This window comes from Streptomyces sp. PT12, assembly GCF_003311645.1.
Lineage (GTDB): Bacteria > Actinomycetota > Actinomycetes > Streptomycetales > Streptomycetaceae > Streptomyces.
Window position 1 is genome coordinate 42,475 of the sequence record NZ_QEST01000114.1, and the last position, 22,094, is coordinate 64,568.

The window sequence follows — 22,094 nt, forward strand, 5'->3', positions numbered from 1 at the left end:
GCTCGCTTGACAGTGGCAGGAGAGAGGAGGAGGGTCTGAGCATGCGCACCCGAATCCTCGTACTCGGACGGCGCGTCGGCTGATCCACGGTTCCCGTGGACCCCCACCGGCGCGCTCCCCTCGAATGCCATCAGGCTCGAGGGGTTTTTTGTTGCACTGGTTTCCGGTGCCACCGCACCACCGATCCGCACCCGCACCAGCTTCACCCTCACTCCCCCCGAGAAGAGAACGACGATGACCGAGCAGGCCACCGGGGCACCGAAGCCGCAGCCCCGGGCCCCCCGAGGCGGGGCGCCGCAGCCCACCACCACCGTCGCGCACATGACCGGCGCCCAGTCCCTCATCCGCTCCCTCGAAGCGGTGGGCGCCGACACGGTGTTCGGCATCCCCGGGGGCGCCATCCTCCCCGCGTACGACCCGATGATGGACTCCACCGCCGTCCGCCACATCCTGGTCCGCCACGAGCAGGGCGCCGGGCACGCCGCCACCGGCTACGCCCAGGCCACCGGCAAGGTTGGTGTGTGCATGGCCACCTCGGGCCCCGGCGCCACCAACCTGGTCACCCCCATCGCCGACGCGCACATGGACTCCGTGCCCCTGGTGGCCATCACCGGGCAGGTCGCCAGCAAGACCATCGGCACCGACGCGTTCCAGGAAGCCGACATCTGCGGCATCACGCTGCCGATCACCAAGCACAACTTCCTGGTCACCGACCCCGCCGACATCCCGCGCACGATCGCCGAGGCGTTCCACATCGCCTCCACGGGCCGCCCCGGCCCCGTCCTGGTCGACATCGCCAAGGACGCCCTCCAGCGCCAGACGACGTTCAGCTGGCCGCCCACCCCCGAGCTGCCCGGCTACCGGCCCGTGAGCCGCCCGCACGCCAAGCAGATCCGCGAGGCCGCGCGCCTGATCGCCGAGGCGCGCCGCCCGGTCCTCTACGTCGGCGGCGGCGTCATCAAGGCCCGCGCCTCGGCGGAGCTGCGCGCCCTGGCCGAGCTGACCGGCGCGCCCGTCACCACGACGCTGATGGCGCTCGGCGCGTTCCCCGACAGCCACCCCCAGCACCTGGGCATGCCGGGCATGCACGGATCGGTCGCCGCGGTCACCGCGTTGCAGAAGGCCGACCTGATCGTGGCGCTCGGCGCCCGCTTCGACGACCGGGTCACCGGCAGGATCGAGTCGTTCGCGCCGCACGCCAAGGTCGTGCACGCCGACATCGACCCCGCCGAGATCGGCAAGAACCGCGTCGCCGACGTCCCCATCGTGGGCGACGTCAAGGACGTCATGAACGACCTGACGTCCGCGCTCCGCGGCGACGCGGGGCGCCAGGCGGGCCCGGCGCGCTACGCCGCCTGGTGGGACCAGCTCAACCGCTGGCGCGAGACCTACCCCCTGGGCTACGACCTGCCGGAGAACGGCTCGCTCTCCCCGCAGCAGGTCATCGAGCGCATCGGGCAGCTGGCCCCCGAGGACACGATCTACACCGCGGGCGTCGGCCAGCACCAGATGTGGGCCGCCCACTACCTGTCGTTCGAGAACCCCGGCACCTGGCTCAACTCCGGCGGCCTCGGCACCATGGGCTACGCCGTCCCCGCCGCGATGGGCGCCAAGGCGGGTCGCCCCGGCACCACCGTGTGGGCCATCGACGGCGACGGCTGCTTCCAGATGACCAACCAGGAGCTGGCCACCGCCGCGTTGAACAACATCCCGATCAAGGTCGCGGTCATCAACAACGGCGCCCTCGGCATGGTCAGGCAGTGGCAGACCCTCTTCTACAACCAGCGGTACTCCAACACCGTGCTGCGCGATGCCCAGGGCGGCGCCTACAGCGGCTCGGTGGGCGAGGGCCACGCCGCCACCACCTCCACCGGCACCCGGATCCCCGACTTTGTGAAGCTGGCCGAGGCCATGGGCTGCGTCGGCCTGCGCTGCGAGGAGCCCGACCAGCTCGACGCGGTCATCGAGAAGGCCAACGCGATCAACGACCGCCCCGTTGTCGTCGACTTCATCGTCCACGAGGACGCCATGGTCTGGCCGATGGTCGCCGCCGGCACCTCCAACGACGAGGTGATGGCCGCCCGCGGCGTGCGACCCGACTTCAGCGACGCCGCCGACGACTGACCGCCCCGCGGGCGCGCGCGTCGCCGTGGGCCCCAACCCGCCGAGGAATCACCCACATGTCCAAGCACACCCTCTCCGTCCTGGTGGAGAACAAGCCCGGCGTCCTCTCCCGGATCACCTCGCTCTTCTCCCGCCGCGGCTTCAACATCGACTCCCTCGCCGTCGGCACCACCGAGCACCCCGAGGTCTCGCGGATCACCATCGTGGTCAACGTCGAGGCGCTGCCCCTCGAACAGGTCACCAAGCAGCTCAACAAGCTGGTCAACGTCCTGAAGATCGTGGAGCTCGACCCCCAGTCCGCGATCCACCGCGAGCTGATCCTGGTGAAGGTCCGCGCCGACAACGACACCAGGTCGCAGATCGTCGAGATCGTCCAGCTCTTCCGCGCCAAGACCGTGGACGTCGCCCCCGAGGCCGTCACCATCGAGGCCACGGGCAGCAGCGACAAGCTGGAGGCGATGCTCCGCATGCTGGAGCCGTTCGGTATCAAGGAGTTGGTCCAGTCAGGGGCCATCGCCATCGGCCGGGGCGCCCGTTCCATCACCGACCGCTCGCTGCGCGCCCTGGAGCGGACCGCATAGCGAGACCGTTACCACCGCCCCCGCGCGACGGCCTACGGTGGTCGCCGGGGGAGCACCCCCAAGGACAAGAGGAGAAAACGCAAGTGGCCGAGCTGTTCTACGACGACGACGCCGATCTGTCCATCATCCAGGGCCGCAAGGTCGCGGTGCTCGGGTACGGCAGCCAGGGCCACGCCCACGCGCTGTCCCTGCGCGACTCGGGCGTCGACGTCCGGGTCGGCCTGCACGAGGGCTCGACGTCGCGGGTGAAGGCGGAGGAGCAGGGCCTGCGCGTCACCACCCCCGCCGAGGCCGCCGCCGAGGCCGACGTGATCATGATCCTGGTGCCCGACCCGATCCAGGGCCGCGTCTACGAGGAGTCCGTGCGGGAGAACCTCAAGGCGGGCGACGCGCTGTTCTTCGGCCACGGGCTCAACATCAGGTTCGGGTTCATCGAGCCCCCGGCCGGCGTGGACGTGTGCATGGTCGCCCCCAAGGGCCCAGGCCACCTGGTCCGCCGCCAGTACGAGGAGGGCCGCGGCGTTCCGTGCATCGCGGCCGTCGAACAGGACGCGAGCGGTGGGGCGTTCCCGCTGGCGCTCTCGTACGCCAAGGCGATCGGCGGCACGCGCGCGGGCGTGATCAAGACGACGTTCACCGAGGAGACCGAGACCGACCTCTTCGGCGAGCAGGTCGTGCTCTGCGGCGGCACCTCCGCGCTGGTCAAGGCGGGCTTCGAGACGCTGGTCGAGGCCGGTTACCAGCCGGAGATCGCCTACTTCGAGTGCCTCCACGAGCTCAAGCTGATCGTGGACCTGATGTACGAGGGCGGCCTGTCGAAGATGCGCTGGTCGGTCTCCGAGACCGCCGAGTGGGGCGACTACATCTCGGGCCCGCGGATCATCACCGACGAGACCAAGGCGGAGATGAAGCGCATCCTGGGCGAGATCCAGGACGGCAGCTTCGCGAAGAACTGGATGGCCGAGTACAACGCCGGTCTCCCCAGGTACAACGAGTACAAGAAGGCGGACGGCGACTCCCTCCTCGAGACCACGGGCCGGGAGCTGCGCAAGCTGATGAGCTGGGTGGACGACGAGGACTGACCTCCCGATCCGGGGCCGCGACCCTCGTCGCCGAGGACCGCTCCCACCCCCCGGAACCCAGTTCGCCCGCGGGATTCGCTCGATCGAGCGGTGGCCCGGCAGGCGCCTGCCGGGCCCCTCATCGCGCCGATAGACTGCACCGCACAAGCGCGTCACAGGCTCACAGCGTCGTGCGTCTCCACGCGGATGCCCCTCATCTCCCGCCGTCGGCCGCCGGGACGCGGCCTTCCGCAAAGGACCAGTGAGATCCAGTGAGCAAGCCTGTCGTACTGATCGCCGAAGAACTTTCGCCGGCCACTGTCGACGCCCTGGGGCCCGACTTCGAGATCCGGCACTGCGACGGCGCCGACCGCGCCGACCTGTTGAGCGCCATCGCCGACGTGGACGCTGTGCTGATCCGCAGCGCCACCCGCATCGACGCCGAGGCCATCGCCGCCTCGCGGAAGCTCAAGGTCGTGGCCAGGGCCGGGGTCGGCCTCGACAACGTGGACGTGTCCGCCGCCACCAAGGCAGGCGTCATGGTGGTCAACGCCCCGACGTCTAACATCGTGACCGCCGCCGAGCTGGCCTGCGGCCTGCTCATCTCCACCGCGCGGAACATCCCGCAGGCCAACGCCGCGCTCAAGAACGGCGAGTGGAAGCGGAGCAAGTACACCGGGGTCGAGCTGGCCGAGAAGACCCTCGGCGTGGTGGGCCTCGGCCGCATCGGCGTGCTGGTGGCGCAGCGGATGGCGGCGTTCGGCATGGACATCGTCGCGTACGACCCGTATGTGCAGCCCGCCAGGGCCGCCCAGATGGGGGTCAAGCTGCTGACCCTCGACGAGCTGCTCGCCACCGCGGACTTCATCACCGTCCACCTGCCCAAGACCCCGGAGACGCTGGGCCTGATCGGCGACGAGGCGCTGCACAAGGTCAAGCCGACCGTCCGCATCGTCAACGCCGCGCGCGGCGGGATCGTCGATGAGGCCGCGCTGCTCAGCGCGTTGAAGGAGGGCCGTGTCGCGGGCGCGGGGCTCGACGTCTACACGACCGAGCCGTGTACGGACTCGCCGCTCTTCGAGTTCGACACCGTGGTCGGCACCCCGCACCTGGGCGCCTCGACCGGCGAGGCGCAGGAGAAGGCGGGCGTCTCGGTGGCCAAGTCGGTGCGCCTGGCGCTCGCGGGCGAGTTGGTCCCCGACGCGGTGAACGTCCAGGGCGGCGTCATCGCCGAGGACGTGCGCCCAGGGCTCCCGCTGGCCGAGCGCCTCGGCCGGATCTTCACCGCGCTCGCGGGCGAGGTCGCGCAGCGGCTCGACGTCGAGGTGCGCGGCGAGATCACGCAGCACGACGTGAAGGTGCTCGAGCTGTCGGCGCTCAAGGGCGTGTTCGAGGACGTGGTCGCGGAGACCGTGTCGTATGTCAACGCCCCGCTGTTCGCGCAGGAGCGCGGCGTCGAGGTCCGGCTGACCACCAGCTCCGAGTCGCCCGACCACCGGAACCTGATCACCGTGCGCGGGACCCTGACCAGCGGCGAGGTGGTCTCCGTCTCGGGCACGCTCGCGGGTCCGAAGCACCAGCAGAAGATCGTCGGCATTGGCCAGCACACGCTCGACCTCGCGGTGGCCGACCACATGGCGTTCCTGCGCTACACCGACCGCCCTGGCGTGGTTGGCACCCTGGGCCGCATCCTCGGCGAGTCGGGCATCAACATCGCGGGCATGCAGGTTGCGCGCGCCGAGGAGGGCGGCGAGGCGCTGATCGCCCTCACGGTGGACGGCACGATCCCGTCCGCGGTGCTCTCCGAGGTCGCCGCCGAGGTGGGCGCGACATCCGCCCGCGGCGTCAACCTGGCGGACTGACCGCCCCGTTGTCCCGTGGCGCGCAGCGCCGTCTTCGCGGCGCCGACGACGAAGCCGGTGCCGCCCCGGGAAGGTGGGGGCGGCACCGGTCCGGACGAACGGCCGACGCGCGTGGTGCGCGGAAGCGTCAGCCGCCCGCCAGCTCCACCGCCTTGTCGGGCGAGAACTGCCCGGCGGGCCCGTCGCAGCCGTCCAGCTCACCCGGCGGCTTGACCCACAGGAAGGCGTCGACGAGGTCGCTTCCGGTGTTGACCGTGGGGTTCTCGCCGACCAGCCGCCCCGGTGGGTCGCACCACTCGCTGCCCGCGGGGCCGTTGCCGTTGCGGCTGGTGTCGATCACGGCCCCGAGGTCGGCGGGGGCGCCGAGCTCGTTCAGGACGGCCTCGGTGAAGGCGACCTCGTCCTGGGTGGTGCGGTAGTTGGAGACGTTGGAGAAGACGCCGTCGCCGTTCTCCAGGATCCCGGCCTGGCGCAGCACGTCGGCGATCGCGGCGGGCTCGTGCCACGCCGAGTGGCCGATGTCGAAGTAGACCCGCGCCTCCGGGTTGGCCGCGTGCAGGGTGGCGGCGGCCTCGGAGATCGCGTCGAACCTCGCGGTGCGGTCGGCGCCTTCGAGGCAGTCGGACAGGGCGAGCGCGTCCGGCTCCAGGATGACCACGACCGGGTCGTCGCCGAGGCCCGCGGCGAAGCCCTGGGTCCAGCTGAGGTAGCTCGGCAGGTCGGGCGCGCCCCCGGCCGAGGCGCCGCCGCAGTCGCGGTCCGGGATCATGTACGAGACCAGCACCGGGACTTCGCCCGCCGCGGAGGCGGCGGACGTGACCTCGGCGACGTCCTGGGTGACGGTCGACGGCTGGTACGAGGAGAACCACACGCCCTGCGGCTGGCTGGTGATCCGCTCGGAGATGACGGCGGCCCTCGGGTCACCTGGGTTGTCCGCGACCCAGTCGTGGGCCTGGAGCGGGTAGTTGTGGAACACCGTGTCGGCGGGCAGGTCGGCCGCCGTGGCCTCCTGGTCCGCCGTGGCTCCCTGGGCTGAGGAGAGGGCGCCCCAGGTGAAGACGCCGCCGATCGCCGTGCCGACGGCCAGCAGCGTCCTTATGCGCGCGGCTCGTGGGGTGCGCATCAGGGTTCGTTCCCTTCGTCGGGAGTGGTTGTGGGGGGGATGGGAGCGCTCCCACGCTCCCGCTGCTGCCGAACATAGCGGCTCGCGGGACCGGAGTAAACGGTCAGGACACGGCGGACGCCAGGCGTTCGGGCTGAAGGCGGCGCGCCGTGGTCACAGGCGCGCCGCCTTCAGGGACATGTGCAGCAGGAGGCGGTCCTCGCCGTCCGTGAGGTCAAGGCCCGTCAGCCGCTCGATGCGGGAGAGCCGGTAGTACAGCGTCTGGCGGTGGATCGCCAGGGCGTCGGCCGTCCTGGTCGCCTGGCCCGCGTGGTCGAGGAACGCCTCGGCCGTGCGCGCCAGCTCGCGGTGCTCATCGGCGAGCAACGGCGCCACCGCGGGGTCGGGCTCCCCCGCGGGCAGCGCGGTCAGCAGGCGGTAGGGGCCGAGGTCCGCCCAGGCCGCCACCGGGCCGAACCGGCGCTCAGCCCGTGCCGCGCGCCCCGCGGCCAGCGCCTCGCGCCACGCGCCCGGCAGCTCGTTCACGCCCCGTCGCGCTCCGCCGATCCCGGCCGCCGAGCGCCCGCGCAGCCGTTCCCCCACGGAACGCGCCGCGCCGGGGCGCACCAGCGCCGCCAGCGCGCCGGGGCCCCGCGCCCCCCGGGGCATCGCGCACAGCGCGAGCGCCCCGGGCGGCGCGGCGGGCACGTCGTCGGCGGTGGGCCACTCCACGACGGCCACCACGGTCAACGCCCCCTGCGCGCCGGGCCCCAGCGCCGCGGCCAGCTCCCCGGCCGGGCCTGGCCCGCCGTCGTCGAGCGCGGCGCGCAGCAGCTCGCCCACGCGCGCCCCGGCGCGCGTGTCCGCGGCGAGCAGCGCGCCGATGCGCCCCGCCGTCGCCATGGCCGCGGCGAGCCGCGGGTCGTCCAGCGTCACGGCGCCGTCGTCGAGCAGCCAGATGTAGCCGTAGACCACGGGCCCGTGCCGCACCGGCAGGCAGATCCGCCCGGTCAGCACGCCCGCGGCGGGCTCGGGCGGGATCCGCACCGGCTCCCTCGCGGTGGCGATGCCAAAGCTCTCGAACCACTCCCGCACCGCGGGCGTCGAGCGGCGGTTGAGGATGGAACGGGTCCGCACCGGATCCATCACGCGGTCGTCCGCGCTGTCGTGCGCCCCGAACGCGATCAGCCCGAAGTCGCGCCCCTCCAGCGTCGCCGGGGTGCCCAGCAGCGCGCACACCTCGTCGATCAGCTCCTGGTACTCCGTTCTGGTCCCGCTCCCCGGTCGCATCCCGCCCGTCACCTCCTCCGCCCCGTCTCCGCCACCCGGCTCGCCCCGCCCGGCCACCGGGCCGCTCCGGCGCACACCCCCATTCTCATACATATGTCTGAGAACGCGGCCCCCGATGCTCGACACCTGTCGATGGCCGGTGATTCCGGGCGTTCCGTACCGTCTCGGGTAGCTTCGCTTCCACCCTCCAGGCACGCAGGAGGTGCCCCGTGCTGGGACCGGTCCTTCTCGCCGCGGCCCGCAGCGACCGCATCAGGCGCGCCGTCTCCGCCGCTCCCGTCACCCGTTCCGTGGTGGAGCGCTTTGTCGCGGGGGAGCGGCTCGACGAGTCCGTCGTGGTCGCCGCCGACCTCGTCGACCGGGGCCTCGCGGTGACGCTCGACCACCTCGGCGAGGACGTCACCGGCAAGGCCGAGGCCCTGCGCAGCCGCGACGCCTACCTCGCGCTGCTCGACCGGCTGTCCGCGCTCGGCCTCGGCCCCCGCGCCGAGGTGTCCGTCAAGCTGTCGGCGTTCGGCCAGGCGCTGCCAGGCGGCCACGACATCGCCCTGCGCAACGTCCTGGACGTCGTCGAGGCCGCCGATGCCGCGGGCACCACGGTCACCCTGGACATGGAGGACCACACGACGGTCGACTCCACCCTGGCGATCCACGAGGACCTGCGCGGCCGCTTCCCCGGCACGGGCGCCGTTCTCCAGTCGTATCTGCACCGCACCGAGGACGACTGCCACGCCCTGGCCGCGTCGGGCTCCCGCGTGCGGCTGGTCAAGGGCGCCTACCGGGAGCCCGCCTCGGCCGCCCTCCAGGACAAGCACGACGTGGACCTCGCCTATGTCCGCTGCCTGCGCGTCCTGCTGGCGGGCGACGGCTACCCCATGGTCGCCACCCACGACCCCCGGCTGATCGCGGTCGCCCAGGCGCTGGCCCCGCGCCTTGGCAGGACGCCCGACGACTACGAGTTCCAGATGCTCTACGGCATACGCGACGCCGAGCAGGCGCGGCTGGCCGCGCGGGGGCACCGGATGCGGGTCTATGTGCCCTATGGCACCGACTGGTACGGCTACTTCATGCGCCGCCTGGCCGAGCGCCCCGCCAACCTGGCCTTCTTCGCGCGGTCCCTCGTCAGCAGGGGCTGACCGCCCCGCACGCCCCGTACGCCGCCCCTCACCCCCCGCATCTCACGCACCTCTCGGAAGGAGACGACGGCATGGACGCCGTGACCGAGGTCCCCCAGCCGGTGAACGAGCCGGTGCTCACCTACGCGCCCGGCTCGCCCGAGCGCGCCCGCCTCGAGCGCAAGCTCGATGAGCTCGCCTCCCGCCCCGTCGACCTGCCCATGACCATCGGGGGCACCCGGCGCATGGGCGGCGGCGAGCGTTTCGACGTTGTGCAGCCGCACCGCCACAAGGCGCGGCTGGGTACCTCGGCCCACGCCACGGCGCAGGACGCCAGGGACGCCATCGACGCGGCGCTGGCCGCCGCCCCCGCCTGGCGGGCGCTGCCGTTCGACGAGCGGGCCGCGGTCTTCCTGCGCGCGGCCGAGCTGCTGTCGGGGCCCTGGCGCGAGACGATCGCCGCCTCGACGATGCTCGGGCAGTCCAAGACGGTGCAGCAGGCCGAGATCGACGCGCCGTGCGAGCTGATCGACTTCTGGCGCTTCAACGTCCACTTCGCCCGCCAGCTGCTGACCGAGCAGCCGCCGGTCCAGCCCAAGGGCCAGTGGAACAGGATGGACTTCAGGCCGCTCGAGGGCTTCGTCTACGCGATCACGCCGTTCAACTTCACGGCCATCGCGGGCAACCTCCCGACCGCACCGGCCCTGATGGGCAACGTGGTGGTGTGGAAGCCTTCGCCCACCCAGACCCACTCGGCCGTGCTGCTGATGGAGCTGCTCGATGAGGCCGGGCTGCCCCCCGGCGTGATCAACCTGGTGACCGGCGACGGCAAGGCCGTCTCCGAGGTCGCGCTGCCCCACCCCGAGCTCGCGGGCATCCACTTCACCGGCTCGACCGGGACGTTCCGCCACCTCTGGCAGCAGGTCGGCGCGCACATCGAGCGCTACCGCGGCTACCCCAGGATCGTCGGCGAGACCGGGGGCAAGGATTTCATCGTCGTCCACCCGAGCGCCGACCCCGCGGCCGTGAAGACGGCGATCACGCGCGGCGCGTTCGAGTACCAGGGCCAGAAGTGCTCGGCCGCCTCCCGCGCCTACATCCCGCGCTCGCTGTGGGAGGGCGGCCTGCGGGGCGCCGTCGCCGAAGAGGTGGACGGGCTCACCATGGGCGACCCGACCGATCTGTCGAACTTCATGGCCGCCGTGATCGACGAGCGCGCCTTCGCCAAGAGCAGGGCCGCGATCGACCGGGCCAAGGCCGACCCCACGTGCGAGATCGTCGCGGGCGGCACCTACGACGACTCGGTGGGGTACTTCGTGCGGCCCACGGTGCTGACGTGTTCGGACCCGGAGAACGAGGTGTTCTCCACCGAGTACTTCGGACCGATCATCGCCGTCCATGTGTACGAGGACGACTCCTTCGACACCATGCTCGACCAGATGGAGTCCGCCGCCGACTACGCGCTGACCGGAGCCGTGTTCGCCAGGGACCGCGCGGTGGTCGCCTCGGTGAGCGAGCGCCTGAGGTTCGCGGCCGGGAACTTCTACGTCAACGACAAGCCCACGGGCTCCGTCGTCGGACAGCAGCCCTTCGGCGGCGCCCGCGCCTCGGGCACCAACGACAAGGCGGGCTCGAAGTTCAACCTGCTGCGCTGGGTGTCCCCGCGGGCCATCAAGGAGACCCAGGTGTCCCCGACGGACTACCGCTACCCCCACATGGGCTGACCTCGGGAAACGGCCCGCGCCCCGGCCGTTGCGGCCATGGCCCCCACCCGCCTCCCACGCCCCATGGGCCACGGGGGCCACGGGTGGGGGCCATCGCCGTCTCGAATAGTAGGACGCCCAGGTATTTGGCGAGACATCACGGTCGATCACCGCTAGCTTTGTGGACGTTGCACTCAGGGCAGCGCCGCCCCGCAGTCCGACTCCCTCCCCCTGGAGCTGATCCGCCATGGATGCCATCGCAACGCTGTCCCCGCAGGCCGCCCCGGCGCCGACCACCGTGGAAACCGCCCTGGCCAGGGCCCGCGCCGCCGCGAGGGACGCCCGCGAGGCCAGCCGCCGCCAGGCGGCCGCCGCCCTCCAGCGCGCTTTGGACCGCAGGGACAACGGCGGCGTCGCCGACCGCTGAGCCCACCCCTCAGGCCCGCCGCGGCCCCTCCCGTCCCGGTCCGCATCGTGGACGGCTCATGTCACGGCCTGGGACGGGGCGTTAGGGTCCCTCCCATGGCACGGAGCATCGATCTGGCAGTGATCCCCGGCGACGGCATCGGCCCCGAGGTGGTGGGCGAGGGACTCAAGGTCTTGGCCGCCGCCCTGCCGGGGGACGTCAAGCTGGAGACCACGGCCTACGATCTGGGCGCTCGCCGCTGGCACGCCACCGGCGAGACGCTGCCCGACTCCGACCTTGAGCGGCTCAAGGCCCACGACGCGATCCTGCTCGGCGCCATCGGCGACCCCTCCGTCCCCTCGGGCGTCCTGGAGCGCGGCCTGCTGCTCAAGCTGCGCTTCGCGTTCGACCACTATGTGAACCTCCGTCCCAGCCGTCTGTTCCCCAACACCGCCACGCCGCTCGCCGGTTCGCCCGAGATCGACTTCGTCGTCGTGCGTGAGGGCACCGAGGGCCCCTATGTGGGGAACGGCGGCTCGATGCGCACCGGCACGCCCGCCGAGGTGGCCACCGAGGTCAGCATCAACACCGCCTACGGGGTGGAGCGCGTCGTGCGCGACGCCTTCGAACGCGCCGCCGCGCGGCAGGCCAGGAAGCTGACCCTGGTCCACAAGAACAACGTCCTGGTCCACGCCGGTCACCTCTGGACGAACACGGTCGCCCGCGTCGCCGAGGAGTACCCCGGCGTCGCCACCGACTACCTGCACGTCGACGCGGCCACGATCTTCCTGGTCACCCAGCCCCAGCGCTTCGACGTGATCGTCACCGACAACCTGTTCGGCGACATCCTCACCGACCTGGCCGCCGCCATCACGGGCGGGATCGGCCTCGCCGCCTCGGGGAACATCAACCCCGCGGGCACCTTCCCCTCGATGTTCGAGCCGGTGCACGGCTCCGCGCCCGACATCGCGGGCACAGGCAAGGCCGACCCGACCGCCACGGTGCTGTCCGTCGCCCTGCTGCTGCGCCACCTCGGCCACGAGGCCGAGGCCACCCGGATCGAAGAGGCCGTCACCGCGGACCTCGCCGCCCGCGACACCGGATCGCCGCGCACCACCGCGGAGATCGGCGACGCGCTGGCCGCCCGAGTAGCCGGGTAGGGTCCCGGGCCTTCGACAGGAGGAGCCGCCGGGGGACCCGTGCCCCCCCGGCGGCTTCTTCCGTCTGCCGCCGGGTGCCACCATCGTTTCCAGGGCCGCCGCACCGTGCAGCCATCCGCGAGTCGTTCGTGGGGCAGTGCGCCCCCGATTGCTCGGACGTCCTACTATTGCGTCGGGCCTATGGCGTCGGGCGACGGACAGGCGGCCCGCCCGACCACTGACGTGAAGGACGCGTTCACCATGACCACGACGACCCCTCTCACCTTCGACCTCAAGCCGGCCGCCGAGCCGCTGTCCGACCAGGAGCGGGAGGCGGCGCTCGCCGACCCCGGCTTCGGGCGGTACTTCACCGACCACATGGTCACCATCCGCTGGACCGAGGGCCGCGGCTGGCACGACGCACGCCTCCAGCCGTATGCCCCGATCCCGATGGACCCGGCCACCATGGCCCTGCACTACGGCCAGGAGATCTTCGAGGGGCTCAAGGCATACCGCCAGCCCGACGGCTCGGTCGCCGTCTTCCGCCCCGAGGCCAACGCCCGGCGCTTTCAGCTCTCCGCGCGCCGCCTCGCGATGCCCGAGCTTCCGGTGGACGCGTTCGTCGAGGCCATCGACCTGCTGGTCCGCCAGGACGTCGCGTGGGTGCCCACCCGGGGCGAGCAGTCGCTGTATCTGCGGCCCTTCATGTTCGCCACCGAGGTCGGCCTCGGCATCAACCGCCCGGCGAACGAATACCTCTTCATGGTGATCGCCTCCCCGGCCGGGGCCTACTTCCCGCGCGGGATCAAGCCGGTCTCGGTGTGGCTCTCCCGCGAGTACGTCAGGGCGGCCCCGGGCGGCACCGGCGAGGCCAAGTGCGCCGGGAACTACGCGGCGGCCTTCCTCGCCCAGGCCGAGGCCACGCGCAACGGCTGCGACCAGGTCGTCTGGCTCGACGCCACCGAGCGCCGCTGGGTGGAGGAGATGGGCGGCATGAACCTGTACTTCGTGCACGGCGAGGGCGACACCGCCGGGATCACCACCCCCGAGCTGACCGGCACGCTGCTGCCGGGCATCACGCGCGACTCGCTGCTGACCATCGCCCGCGACCTCGGCCACCCCGTCGACGAGGTCCGCATCTCCACCGACGAGTGGCGGCGGGGGAACGAGGACGGCGCCATCAGCGAGGTCTTCGCGTGCGGCACCGCGGCCGTGATCACCCCGGTCGGCTCGGTCAAGTCGAGCGACGCCACCTGGCTCGTCGCCGACGGGCAGCCGGGCCCGGTCACCATGCGCCTGCGCGACGAGCTGCTCGGCATCCAGACCGGCCGGGTCGATGACCGTCACGGCTGGATGCACCACATCGTCTGACACCTCGGGGCCCCGGGCACCCGGACCAGGGCGCCCGCCCGGGTCCGGATCCTGAGACGGCGGGTGGCACAGGCGCCGTCCTGTGCCACACTGCCCTCATGCTTCCGTATGCCCTGATCGACACCATGATTAGTGGTGCCAAGCGCGCCGGTCCCCGCTGACAGCGAAGACCCGCGTGCAGACCTCTCGCATCCGCGAGGGGTCTTTTGTTTTGCAGCCCCTCCCCGTGCAGGTACAGCGTTCGCCAGGAAGACACAGGAGCCAAGACCCATGACGAAGGCCGCCCCCGACACCGCAGAGGACGCGCCGAGCGACGCGTTCCACGTCTTCGACACCACGCTGCGCGACGGCGCGCAGCGTGAGGGCATCAACCTCACCGTCGCCGACAAGCTGACCATCGCCCGTCACCTGGACGACTTCGGCGTGGGCTTCATCGAGGGCGGCTGGCCCGGCGCCAACCCCCGCGACACGGAGTTCTTCGCGCGGGCCCGCGCCGAGATCCCGTTCCGCAACGCCGCGCTCGTGGCGTTCGGCGCGACCCGCAGGGCGGGCGTCGACGTCGCCGAGGACCCGCAGGTCAAGGCGCTGCTCGACTCGGGCGCCCCCGTGGTCACCCTGGTCGCCAAGTCCCACGACCGCCATGTCGAGCTGGCCCTGCGCACCACCCTCGAGGAGAACCTCGCCATGGTGCGCGACACCGTGGCCCACCTCGTCGCCCGGGGCCGCCGCGTCTTCGTCGACTGCGAGCACTTCTTCGACGGCTACCTGGCCAACCCCTCCTACGCCCTCGACGTCGTCCGCGCCGCGCACGGCGCCGGCGCCGACGTCGTGGTGCTGTGCGACACCAACGGCGGCATGCTGCCCGCCCAGGTCCAGGCCGTGGTGCGCACCGTCGTCGCCGACACGGGCGCGCGGATCGGCATGCACGCGCAGGACGACAGCGGATGCGCCGTCGCCAACACCCTGACCGCCGTGGACGCGGGCGCCACCCATGTGCAGTGCACCGCCAACGGCTACGGCGAGCGCGTCGGCAACGCCAACCTCTTCCCCGTGGTCGCCGCCCTCGAGCTCAAGTACGGCCGGCGCGTGCTGCCCCCCGGCGCGCTCACCGAGATGACCCGCGTCTCGCACGCCATCGCCGAGGTCGTCAACCTCGCCCCCGCCACCCACCAGCCCTATGTCGGCGTCTCCGCCTTCGCCCACAAGGCAGGGCTGCACGCCTCGGCCATCAAGGTCGACCCCGACCTCTACCAGCACATCGACCCCGAGCGCGTCGGCAACTCGATGCGGATGCTGGTCTCCGACATGGCGGGCCGCGCCTCCGTCGAGCTCAAGGGCAGGGAGCTGGGCTACGACCTCACCGACCGCGCCCTCGTCGGCCGGATCGTGGAGCGGGTCAAGGAGCGGGAGCTGCGCGGCTTCACCTACGAGGCGGCGGACGCCTCGTTCGAGCTGCTGCTGAGGGAGACGGTGCACGACGGGCCGCAGCGCTTCTTCCACCTGGAGTCCTGGCGCGCGATCACCGACCAGCGCGCGGACGGCACCGTGGACAACGAGGCCACCGTGCGCCTGTGGGCCAAGGGCGAGCGGGTGCTGGCCACCGGCGAGGGCAACGGCCCCGTCAACGCCCTCGACCGCGCGCTGCGCGCGGGCCTTGAGCGCACCTTCCCTCAGCTGGCCCGCATCGAGCTCGTGGACTACAAGGTCCGCATCCTCGAGGGCAGGCACGGCACCCAGTCCACCACCCGGGTCCTGATCACCTCGAGCGACGGCACCGCCGAGTGGTCCACGGTGGGGGTGGCCGACAACGTGATCGCCGCGTCGTGGCAGGCTTTGGACGACGCCTACACCTATGGCCTCCTGCGCGCCGGGCTGCGCCCCGGCACCTCCTCGCGAGGCTGAACGCGCCGGTTCCGCGGCACTGTAGAGGTCCCACAGTGCCGCCCCGGCCGGGCTGTGGTGAGCCTGCATCAACGGCCCTTCCGTTGTGCGGTTCTGTCCAGCGCGGCCATGAAACGGCCGCGGAGACTGTACGGATCTGACGAGAGCCAACGGGCGCGGCGTTTCATAGGGTCTATACATGACCGATCACGCTGAGACAGGCCCGACTGAGGCGGACGCCGCCACGGACGCCAGGGGCCGCGTCGCGGAGCTGCTCGCCATCCGCGAGGAGGCGGCCCGGGGCCCGTCCGAGGCGGCGACGGCGGCCCAGCACGGCAAGGGAAAGCTCACCGCCCGCGAGCGGATCGCCCTCCTGCTCGACGAGGGCACCTTCAGCGAGGTCGGCGCGCTGCGGCGGCACCGCGCCACGGGCTTCGGCCTTGAGGCCAAGCGGCCCTACACCGACGGCGTGGTCACCGGCTGGGGCCTGGTCCACGGCAGGACGGTCTTCGTCTACGCGCATGACTTCCGCATCTTCGGCGGCGCGCTCGGGGAGGCCCACGCCGCGAAGATCCACAAGATCATGGACATGGCCATCGCCGCGGGCGCCCCGCTGATCTCGCTCAACGACGGCGCGGGGGCCCGTATCCAGGAGGGCGTCTCCGCGCTCGCCGGCTATGGCGGCATCTTCCAGCGCAACACCAGGGCCTCGGGCGTGATCCCGCAGATCTCCGTGATGCTCGGCCCCTGCGCGGGAGGCGCGGCGTACTCCCCGGCGCTGACGGACTTCGTGTTCATGGTCAGGGAGACCGCGCAGATGTTCATCACGGGCCCCGACGTGGTGGCCGCGGTGACGGGCGCGCAGGTCTCGCAGAACGGCCTCGGCGGCGCCGACGTGCACGCCGCGACCTCGGGCGTGGCCCACTTCGCGTACGACGACGAGGAGTCGTGCATCGAGGAGGTGCGCTACCTCCTGTCGCTCCTGCCCGCGAACAACCGCGAGAACCCCCCGTCCGCGCCCACCGACGACCCCGCGGACCGGCGGTGCGAGCGCCTGGTCGACCTGGTCCCCGCCGACGGGAACCGCCCGTACGACATGCGCGTGGTGATCGAGGAGCTGGTGGACGACGGGGAGTACCTGGAGGTCCACGAGCGCTGGGCGGAGAACATCATCTGCGCCCTGGCCCGCCTCGACGGCCAGGTCGTGGGCATCGTGGCCAACCAGCCGCAGTCCCTCGCGGGTGTCCTCGACATCTCGGCCTCGGAGAAGGCCGCCCGCTTCGTGCAGATGTGTGACGCGTTCAACATCCCGATCGTGACGCTCCTCGATGTCCCCGGCTTCCTGCCGGGCGTCGACCAGGAGCACGGCGGCATCATCCGGCACGGCGCCAAGCTGCTGTACGCCTACTGCAACGCCACGGTGCCGCGCATCTCGGTCGTGCTGCGCAAGGCGTACGGCGGCGCCTACATCGTGATGGACTCCCAGTCGATCGGCGCGGACGTCACCCTCGCCTGGCCGACCAACGAGATCGCCGTGATGGGCGCCGAGGGCGCGGCCAACGTGATCTTCCGCCGCCAGATTGCGGCGGCCGAGGACCCCGACGCCACCAGGTCGCGGATGGTCAAGGAGTACAAGGCCGAGCTGATGCACCCCTATTACGCGGCCGAGCGCGGCCTGGTGGACGATGTCATCGAGCCAGCGGAGACCCGCTCCGTCCTCATCTCTGCCCTGGCGATGCTGCGCACCAAGCACGCCGATCTGCCCGCCCGCAAGCACGGCAACCCGCCCCAGTGACCGCATCCGCAGCACCCGCCGCCCCCGCCGCCCATGGACGCGCGGCACGGAACGCGACCCGCCTTATGGCTCGCACGCACGGAAGGACTGCCCCATGACCCGCGAGATTCCCGGTGACCCGCACCTGGTCCGGGTGGAGAAGGGCGCGGCCAGCGACGAGGAGCTGGCCGCCGTCACCGCCCTGTTGATGGCGCGCGCCGCGCGGGGCCCCGCGCCCGCCCCCACGACTCCCCGCACGCCGGCGCCTTGGCGCCGCCTGGAGCGCGCCCGCGCCTACCGCGCGCCCCACAGCTGGCAGGGCTGACGCCCCTACGGCATCCCGTGCGACGGCGTACGACCGCGTACAACCGCGTACGACCGCGTACGACCGCGTACGACAAAGCCCCCGGCGCCTTCGGGCGTCGGGGGCTTCTCGTCGGCTTCTCGGTCAGGCGGCCTGCTGCTCCTTGGCGCTGAGCACGGTCCTGCGGGGGTTCGCCGTGCGCGTCGGCAGCTCCTGGGCCGTGGCCTTCGGCGGTGCCGCCGGGGCGAGATCACCGGCGTCCGTCAGGTGTGCCAGAGTGGTACGGCGGGGGTTCGCGGTGGAGCGCATGGTCAGCGTGGTCTTCACAGCTCTGTCTGCCTCGGGTCTCTTGATCATTCCGGGGGTTGTCATTTCCGCGGAGGATGTACACGAGAGGTTAGGGGCCGTGTACCCACAGGGCCGCCGTAATCCGCAACGGAAGCGTGTGAGTTTCCTCACGAAGAGCACGGCAAAAGCCGCGAAAGAGACATGTCCCCTTTCCGGCAAAGCGGCCATATCGGGATAATGATCTTGTTTCGAGCCGCAAGGCTGGTGGGGAGTGTGCGGATTCCGTGGTGGCCCCGGGGGTAAACGTCCGGTTCCTCCGCACATGCTGCGTACGTGACGTGATCATGCGTCAGCGCAGCGTCATACCGGTATCGCGACCATCCCTGGCCCTTGTTGGAGATCGGCCTCTGTGCTGGAATTCCACGGACCGCACGCGGGTCGGCACATCAGTGGAGGGCGCACACCAGCGTCACACACCGGCCGACCGGACGCGTCGGTTGTCCAAACGACCGTAACGGGGCAGGAGTGCCCCCGACTCACGACCGTCACGCCGCATCGGCGGCGGACGCTGAGGTCCAGAGGTTGCGACGCTAGTGCAGGGACGTTTCAAGAGGGAAGGCAACGCGGCGGGGGATGCGGAGTCGGGCGGCGCGATCGATCGCGGCTCCTCTGCTGGACCCGCGCTGGGCGAAGACCCGGCGCGCCCCGGGCCCGGCGGCGAGCGACCGCCCCGCGGCCATGCCTCCGAGAGCGCGGAGGCCGCGACCGAGCCCAAGCGCCGCCCGAGCCAGGCCGGCTCCAGGCTCGCCCTGCGCAACTGGCGCATCAGCACCAGACTTGTCTCCCTGATCGCCCTCCCCGTCCTCGCCGCCACCGTCCTCGGTGGCCTGCGCATCCAGGGGTCGATGCACGACATCGACCAGCTGGACGACATGCAGCTGCTGACCGACCTGACCCAGCAGGCGACGCTGCTCGCCACCGCGCTCCAGGAGGAGCGCGACCGCTCGGCCGGGCCGCTGGTCAGCGGGCGCAACCCCAAGAGCGACGAGGTCGCCGCGCCCCGCGAGCGCACCGACGAGGCCATCGACGCGTTCAGCGACGCCACCCTCAGGATCGACAACACCGATCCCGACATGCGCGGCGTCCAGGCGACGATCAACGACATCGGCTCCCGCGTCAACGAGATCAGCCAGATCCGGAACCAGGCGTATATCGACCGCGACTACGTCTCACAGACCGTCAGCCAGTACACCGAGCTGATCGACGCGCTCCTCAGCCTCTCGCAGGACATGGCCCAGGCCACGAGCAACAGCGAGATGATCCGCAGCACGCGCGCGCTGGCGACGTTCTCGTCGGCCAAGGAGCACGCCTCCATCCAGCGCGCCATCATCACCGCAGGCCTCGCGCGCGACGAGCGCGAGGGCGAGGAGGCCGCCCTCTCGCACAGCGACTGGCGCTTCGGCCGCTCGCACCAGCAGAGCGAGGACGCCGCGCTCGCCAGCTTCCCGCTCATCTACGGCGACCCCGAGGCCGCCGAGGAGCTGCTCGCGCCGCTGGAGAGCGGCATGGTGAACATCGTCTCGGCCAACCAGTACGCCCGCCAGGTGTTCGCGGCCGAGGAGGGCATCAGGAGCGAGGACCGCTCCTACCGCGACTGGTACGACCAGGACCGCGCCAAGATCGACGCGATGGACAACATCGAGCGCACGCTGCTCGACGAGATGGAGGCCCAGGCGCGCGAGCTGCGCGACGAGGCCCAGCGCGACGCGATCCTCAACGGCGCGCTGATCATCCTGGTCCTCGGCATCTCGCTGGTGGGCGCGTTCGTCGTGGCCCGCTCCATGGTCCGCTCCCTGCGGCGGCTCCAGGACACCGCGCAGGAGGTCGCCCGCACGCGGCTCCCCGAAGTCGTCAAGCACATGTCCGAGGCCGAGCCCGAGGACGTCAACACCGCCGTCGAGTCCGTGGGCGTCTACACCAGGGACGAGATCGGCAAGGTGGCCGAGGCGTTCGACGACGTCCACAGGGAGGCCGTCCGCCTCGCGGGCGAGCAGGCCCTTCTACGGGGCAACGTCAACGCGATGTTTACCAACCTCTCGCGCCGCAGCCAGGGCCTCATCCAGCGTCAGCTCTCCCTCATCTCCGAGCTCGAGTCGCGCGAGGCCGACCCCGACCAGCTGTCCTCGCTGTTCAAGCTCGACCACCTCGCCACCCGCATGCGCCGCAACGGCGAGAACCTCCTGGTCCTCGCGGGCGAGGAGCCGGGCCGCCGCTGGACACGCCCCGTGCCGCTGGTGGACGTGCTCCGCGCCGCCGCGTCCGAGGTGGAGCAGTACGAGCGCATCGAGCTGAGCGCCGTCCCCAAGACGGACGTCGCGGGGCGCGTCGTCAACGACCTGGTCCACCTGCTGGCCGAACTCCTGGAGAACGCCACGTCGTTCTCATCGCCGCAGACCAAGGTCAAGGTCACGGGCCACGCGCTGCCCGACGGCCGGGTGCTGGTGGAGATCCACGACACCGGCATCGGCCTGTCGCCCGAGGACCTGGCCGAGATCAACGACCGGCTCGCCAACCCGCCCACCGTGGACGTCTCCGTCTCCCGCCGCATGGGCCTGTTCGTGGTCGGCCGCCTGTCCCTGCGCCACAACATCCGCATCCAGCTGCGGCCTTCGGACTCCGGTGGCACCACCGCCCTCGTCATGCTGCCCGCCGACGTCGCCCAGGGCGCGGGCCGCCCCAGGCCGGGTGGCCCCGGCGCCCCCGGTGGCCCGCCCACCGCGACGCTTCAGCGCGAGGCCCCGCCGAGGCGCCGCCCCCCGGGGGAGCCGCCCCGGGGCGCGAACGACGACACCGCGCAACTCCCCGGCTGGAACCGAGGCGTGGAGCGCGGCGCCGACCCCGCGCGGGGCCAGGTCCGCGGCGGCCCCGCGCGCCCCGCGCTGCCCTCCCGCCCCGGCGGCCCCGGCGCGGGCCCGTTCGACGGCGAGCCCGCCGAGCCGCCGACGCCCCCCGCGCCGCCCGAGCGCCAGGCCCCCGCGCCGCCCCCCGTGCCCGACGAGCCGGTGCCTGGCGGGCGCCCGAGCTGGGCGAGCAACGCCGAGGACAGCGGCCGAATACCGACGGCGGGCAACGACGCGGAGTGGCCCCGCGGCCACGACGAGGCCGAGTCGACGGGCGAGCACCCGCGCCCCGGCTATGTCGGAGCCACGGGAACGACGGGCGGCACCGGCATGTCGGCGGCCTTCGGCCACCGCCAGCGCTCCCAGCGACCCCAACAGCAGGACGACACCACCGAGTTCACCTTCCCCGGCGGCCCGCCCACGGGGGGCGCGGCCCAGCGCCCTGCCGCCCAGCAGCCCCACGCCCCGCAGCCCCGGCCCCAGGCGCCGCCCCCCGCGGCCCAGCCCCCGGCGCGCGCGCCGCAGCCACGGCGCCCCGACGAGCTGCGCGACCCGCTGCCCGCGTCCTCCGGGCCCGTGACGCCCGAACGCACCCCGATCTTCGAGGAGATGGAGTCGACGTGGTTCGGCGTGCGCCGCGCCGCGCCCGCCCCGCCGCCCGCCCCCGCCCCCGCCCCCGCGCCCTCGCCCGCCCCCGCGCCCTCGCGCGAGCCGTCGGGCTCCTACCCCTCCGCGCAGCGGGCCCCGGCGCCCCAGCAGCAGCGTTCGGCCACCGCGTACTCCACCGCCGAACGGCCCCAGCCAGGACGTGCCGCCGAGCCCGGCACCGGCGAGACCTCAGCCCCCTGGCGCCCGTCGCCCAACGACGAGCGCTGGCGCCAGGCCGAACAGCTGCGGCAGCCGACCGCGGGCGGCGTCACCACCTCGGGCCTGCCCCGCAGGGTGCCGCGCGCCAACCTCGTCGCCGGAGCGGCGCAGGCCGAGCAACAGGCCCCGCCGTCGGGCCCGTTGGTCTCGCGCCGACCCGACGACGTCCGCGGCAGGCTGACCAACCTCAGGCGCGGCATTCAGCAGGGACGCCAGGCCGGCACCTCGGCCGGCCACCCGGACCGGGGCTATGGCCCCACGTACCAGCAGTAGGAGCGTTAGTGTGAGCCCGATGAGCCAGGCGGCGCAGAACCTGAACTGGTTGA

The 22,094-nt window shown here is 72.3% G+C and carries 16 protein-coding genes; 13 read left to right on the top strand and 3 right to left on the bottom strand.

What is annotated here, in order from left to right:
• Window positions 1–234: 234 nt before the first annotated feature.
• From DEH69_RS13345 to serA, 4 genes are all read left to right on the top strand, one after another.
• The gene (locus DEH69_RS13345; protein WP_113687165.1) at window positions 235–2,124 is read left to right on the top strand and encodes an acetolactate synthase large subunit; all 1,890 of its coding nucleotides are present in this window, start codon (window positions 235–237) and stop codon (window positions 2,122–2,124) included.
• A 56-nt stretch (window positions 2,125–2,180) separates the two neighbouring features.
• A complete protein-coding gene (ilvN, locus tag DEH69_RS13350) occupies window positions 2,181–2,705 on the top strand; it encodes an acetolactate synthase small subunit (protein WP_113687166.1) in 525 nt (174 codons plus the stop codon).
• An 83-nt stretch (window positions 2,706–2,788) separates the two neighbouring features.
• On the top strand, window positions 2,789–3,787 hold the full coding sequence (ilvC, locus tag DEH69_RS13355) for a ketol-acid reductoisomerase (protein WP_113687167.1): 999 nt from the start codon (window positions 2,789–2,791) through the stop codon (window positions 3,785–3,787).
• A 251-nt stretch (window positions 3,788–4,038) separates the two neighbouring features.
• Window positions 4,039–5,628, top strand: a complete 1,590-nt coding sequence (gene serA / locus DEH69_RS13360) for a phosphoglycerate dehydrogenase (RefSeq protein ID WP_113687168.1) — start codon at window positions 4,039–4,041, stop codon at window positions 5,626–5,628.
• A 127-nt stretch (window positions 5,629–5,755) separates the two neighbouring features.
• Here serA and DEH69_RS13365 read toward each other — a convergent pair whose 3' ends face one another.
• Window positions 5,756–6,751 (bottom strand): glycoside hydrolase family 6 protein, encoded by a 996-nt coding sequence (locus DEH69_RS13365; protein WP_113687169.1) that lies wholly within the window; start codon window positions 6,749–6,751, stop codon window positions 5,756–5,758.
• A 153-nt stretch (window positions 6,752–6,904) separates the two neighbouring features.
• Window positions 6,905–8,020, bottom strand: coding sequence for a CdaR family transcriptional regulator (locus DEH69_RS13370; protein ID WP_113687170.1), 1,116 nt, complete (start codon window positions 8,018–8,020; stop codon window positions 6,905–6,907).
• Between the two features lie 209 nt (window positions 8,021–8,229).
• Here DEH69_RS13370 and DEH69_RS13375 point away from each other — a divergent pair, with 209 nt between their 5' ends.
• The 8 genes from DEH69_RS13375 (at window position 8,230) to DEH69_RS13410 (ending at window position 17,734) form a co-directional block, all read left to right on the top strand.
• Window positions 8,230–9,156: a proline dehydrogenase family protein gene (locus tag DEH69_RS13375; RefSeq protein ID WP_113687171.1), complete on the top strand. Its 927-nt coding sequence runs from the start codon at window positions 8,230–8,232 to the stop codon at window positions 9,154–9,156.
• A 71-nt stretch (window positions 9,157–9,227) separates the two neighbouring features.
• The gene (pruA, locus tag DEH69_RS13380) at window positions 9,228–10,859 is read left to right on the top strand and encodes an L-glutamate gamma-semialdehyde dehydrogenase (protein WP_113687172.1); all 1,632 of its coding nucleotides are present in this window, start codon (window positions 9,228–9,230) and stop codon (window positions 10,857–10,859) included.
• Between the two features lie 226 nt (window positions 10,860–11,085).
• A complete protein-coding gene (locus DEH69_RS13385; protein ID WP_113687173.1) occupies window positions 11,086–11,265 on the top strand; it encodes a hypothetical protein in 180 nt (59 codons plus the stop codon).
• Window positions 11,266–11,360: 95 nt separating this feature from the next.
• Complete coding sequence (locus tag DEH69_RS13390) at window positions 11,361–12,404, top strand: 3-isopropylmalate dehydrogenase (protein WP_113687174.1); 1,044 nt, start codon at window positions 11,361–11,363, stop codon at window positions 12,402–12,404.
• A 240-nt stretch (window positions 12,405–12,644) separates the two neighbouring features.
• A complete protein-coding gene (locus DEH69_RS13395; protein WP_113687184.1) occupies window positions 12,645–13,754 on the top strand; it encodes a branched-chain amino acid aminotransferase in 1,110 nt (369 codons plus the stop codon).
• 270 nt (window positions 13,755–14,024) lie between these two features.
• Complete coding sequence (gene cimA / locus DEH69_RS13400; RefSeq protein ID WP_113687175.1) at window positions 14,025–15,656, top strand: citramalate synthase; 1,632 nt, start codon at window positions 14,025–14,027, stop codon at window positions 15,654–15,656.
• A 178-nt stretch (window positions 15,657–15,834) separates the two neighbouring features.
• Entirely contained in the window at window positions 15,835–17,430 is a 1,596-nt protein-coding gene (locus DEH69_RS13405; protein ID WP_113687176.1) for an acyl-CoA carboxylase subunit beta, read from the top strand.
• Between the two features lie 94 nt (window positions 17,431–17,524).
• On the top strand, window positions 17,525–17,734 hold the full coding sequence (locus tag DEH69_RS13410) for an acyl-CoA carboxylase subunit epsilon (protein ID WP_113687177.1): 210 nt from the start codon (window positions 17,525–17,527) through the stop codon (window positions 17,732–17,734).
• A 123-nt stretch (window positions 17,735–17,857) separates the two neighbouring features.
• On the opposite strand, the gene DEH69_RS13415 is transcribed toward DEH69_RS13410, so the two are convergent.
• Complete coding sequence (locus DEH69_RS13415; RefSeq protein ID WP_113687178.1) at window positions 17,858–18,040, bottom strand: hypothetical protein; 183 nt, start codon at window positions 18,038–18,040, stop codon at window positions 17,858–17,860.
• Between the two features lie 554 nt (window positions 18,041–18,594).
• Between DEH69_RS13415 and DEH69_RS13420 the strand changes: the two genes are divergently transcribed.
• On the top strand, window positions 18,595–22,041 hold the full coding sequence (locus DEH69_RS13420) for a nitrate- and nitrite sensing domain-containing protein (protein WP_113687179.1): 3,447 nt from the start codon (window positions 18,595–18,597) through the stop codon (window positions 22,039–22,041).
• The last annotated feature ends 53 nt before the right edge of the window (window positions 22,042–22,094 follow it).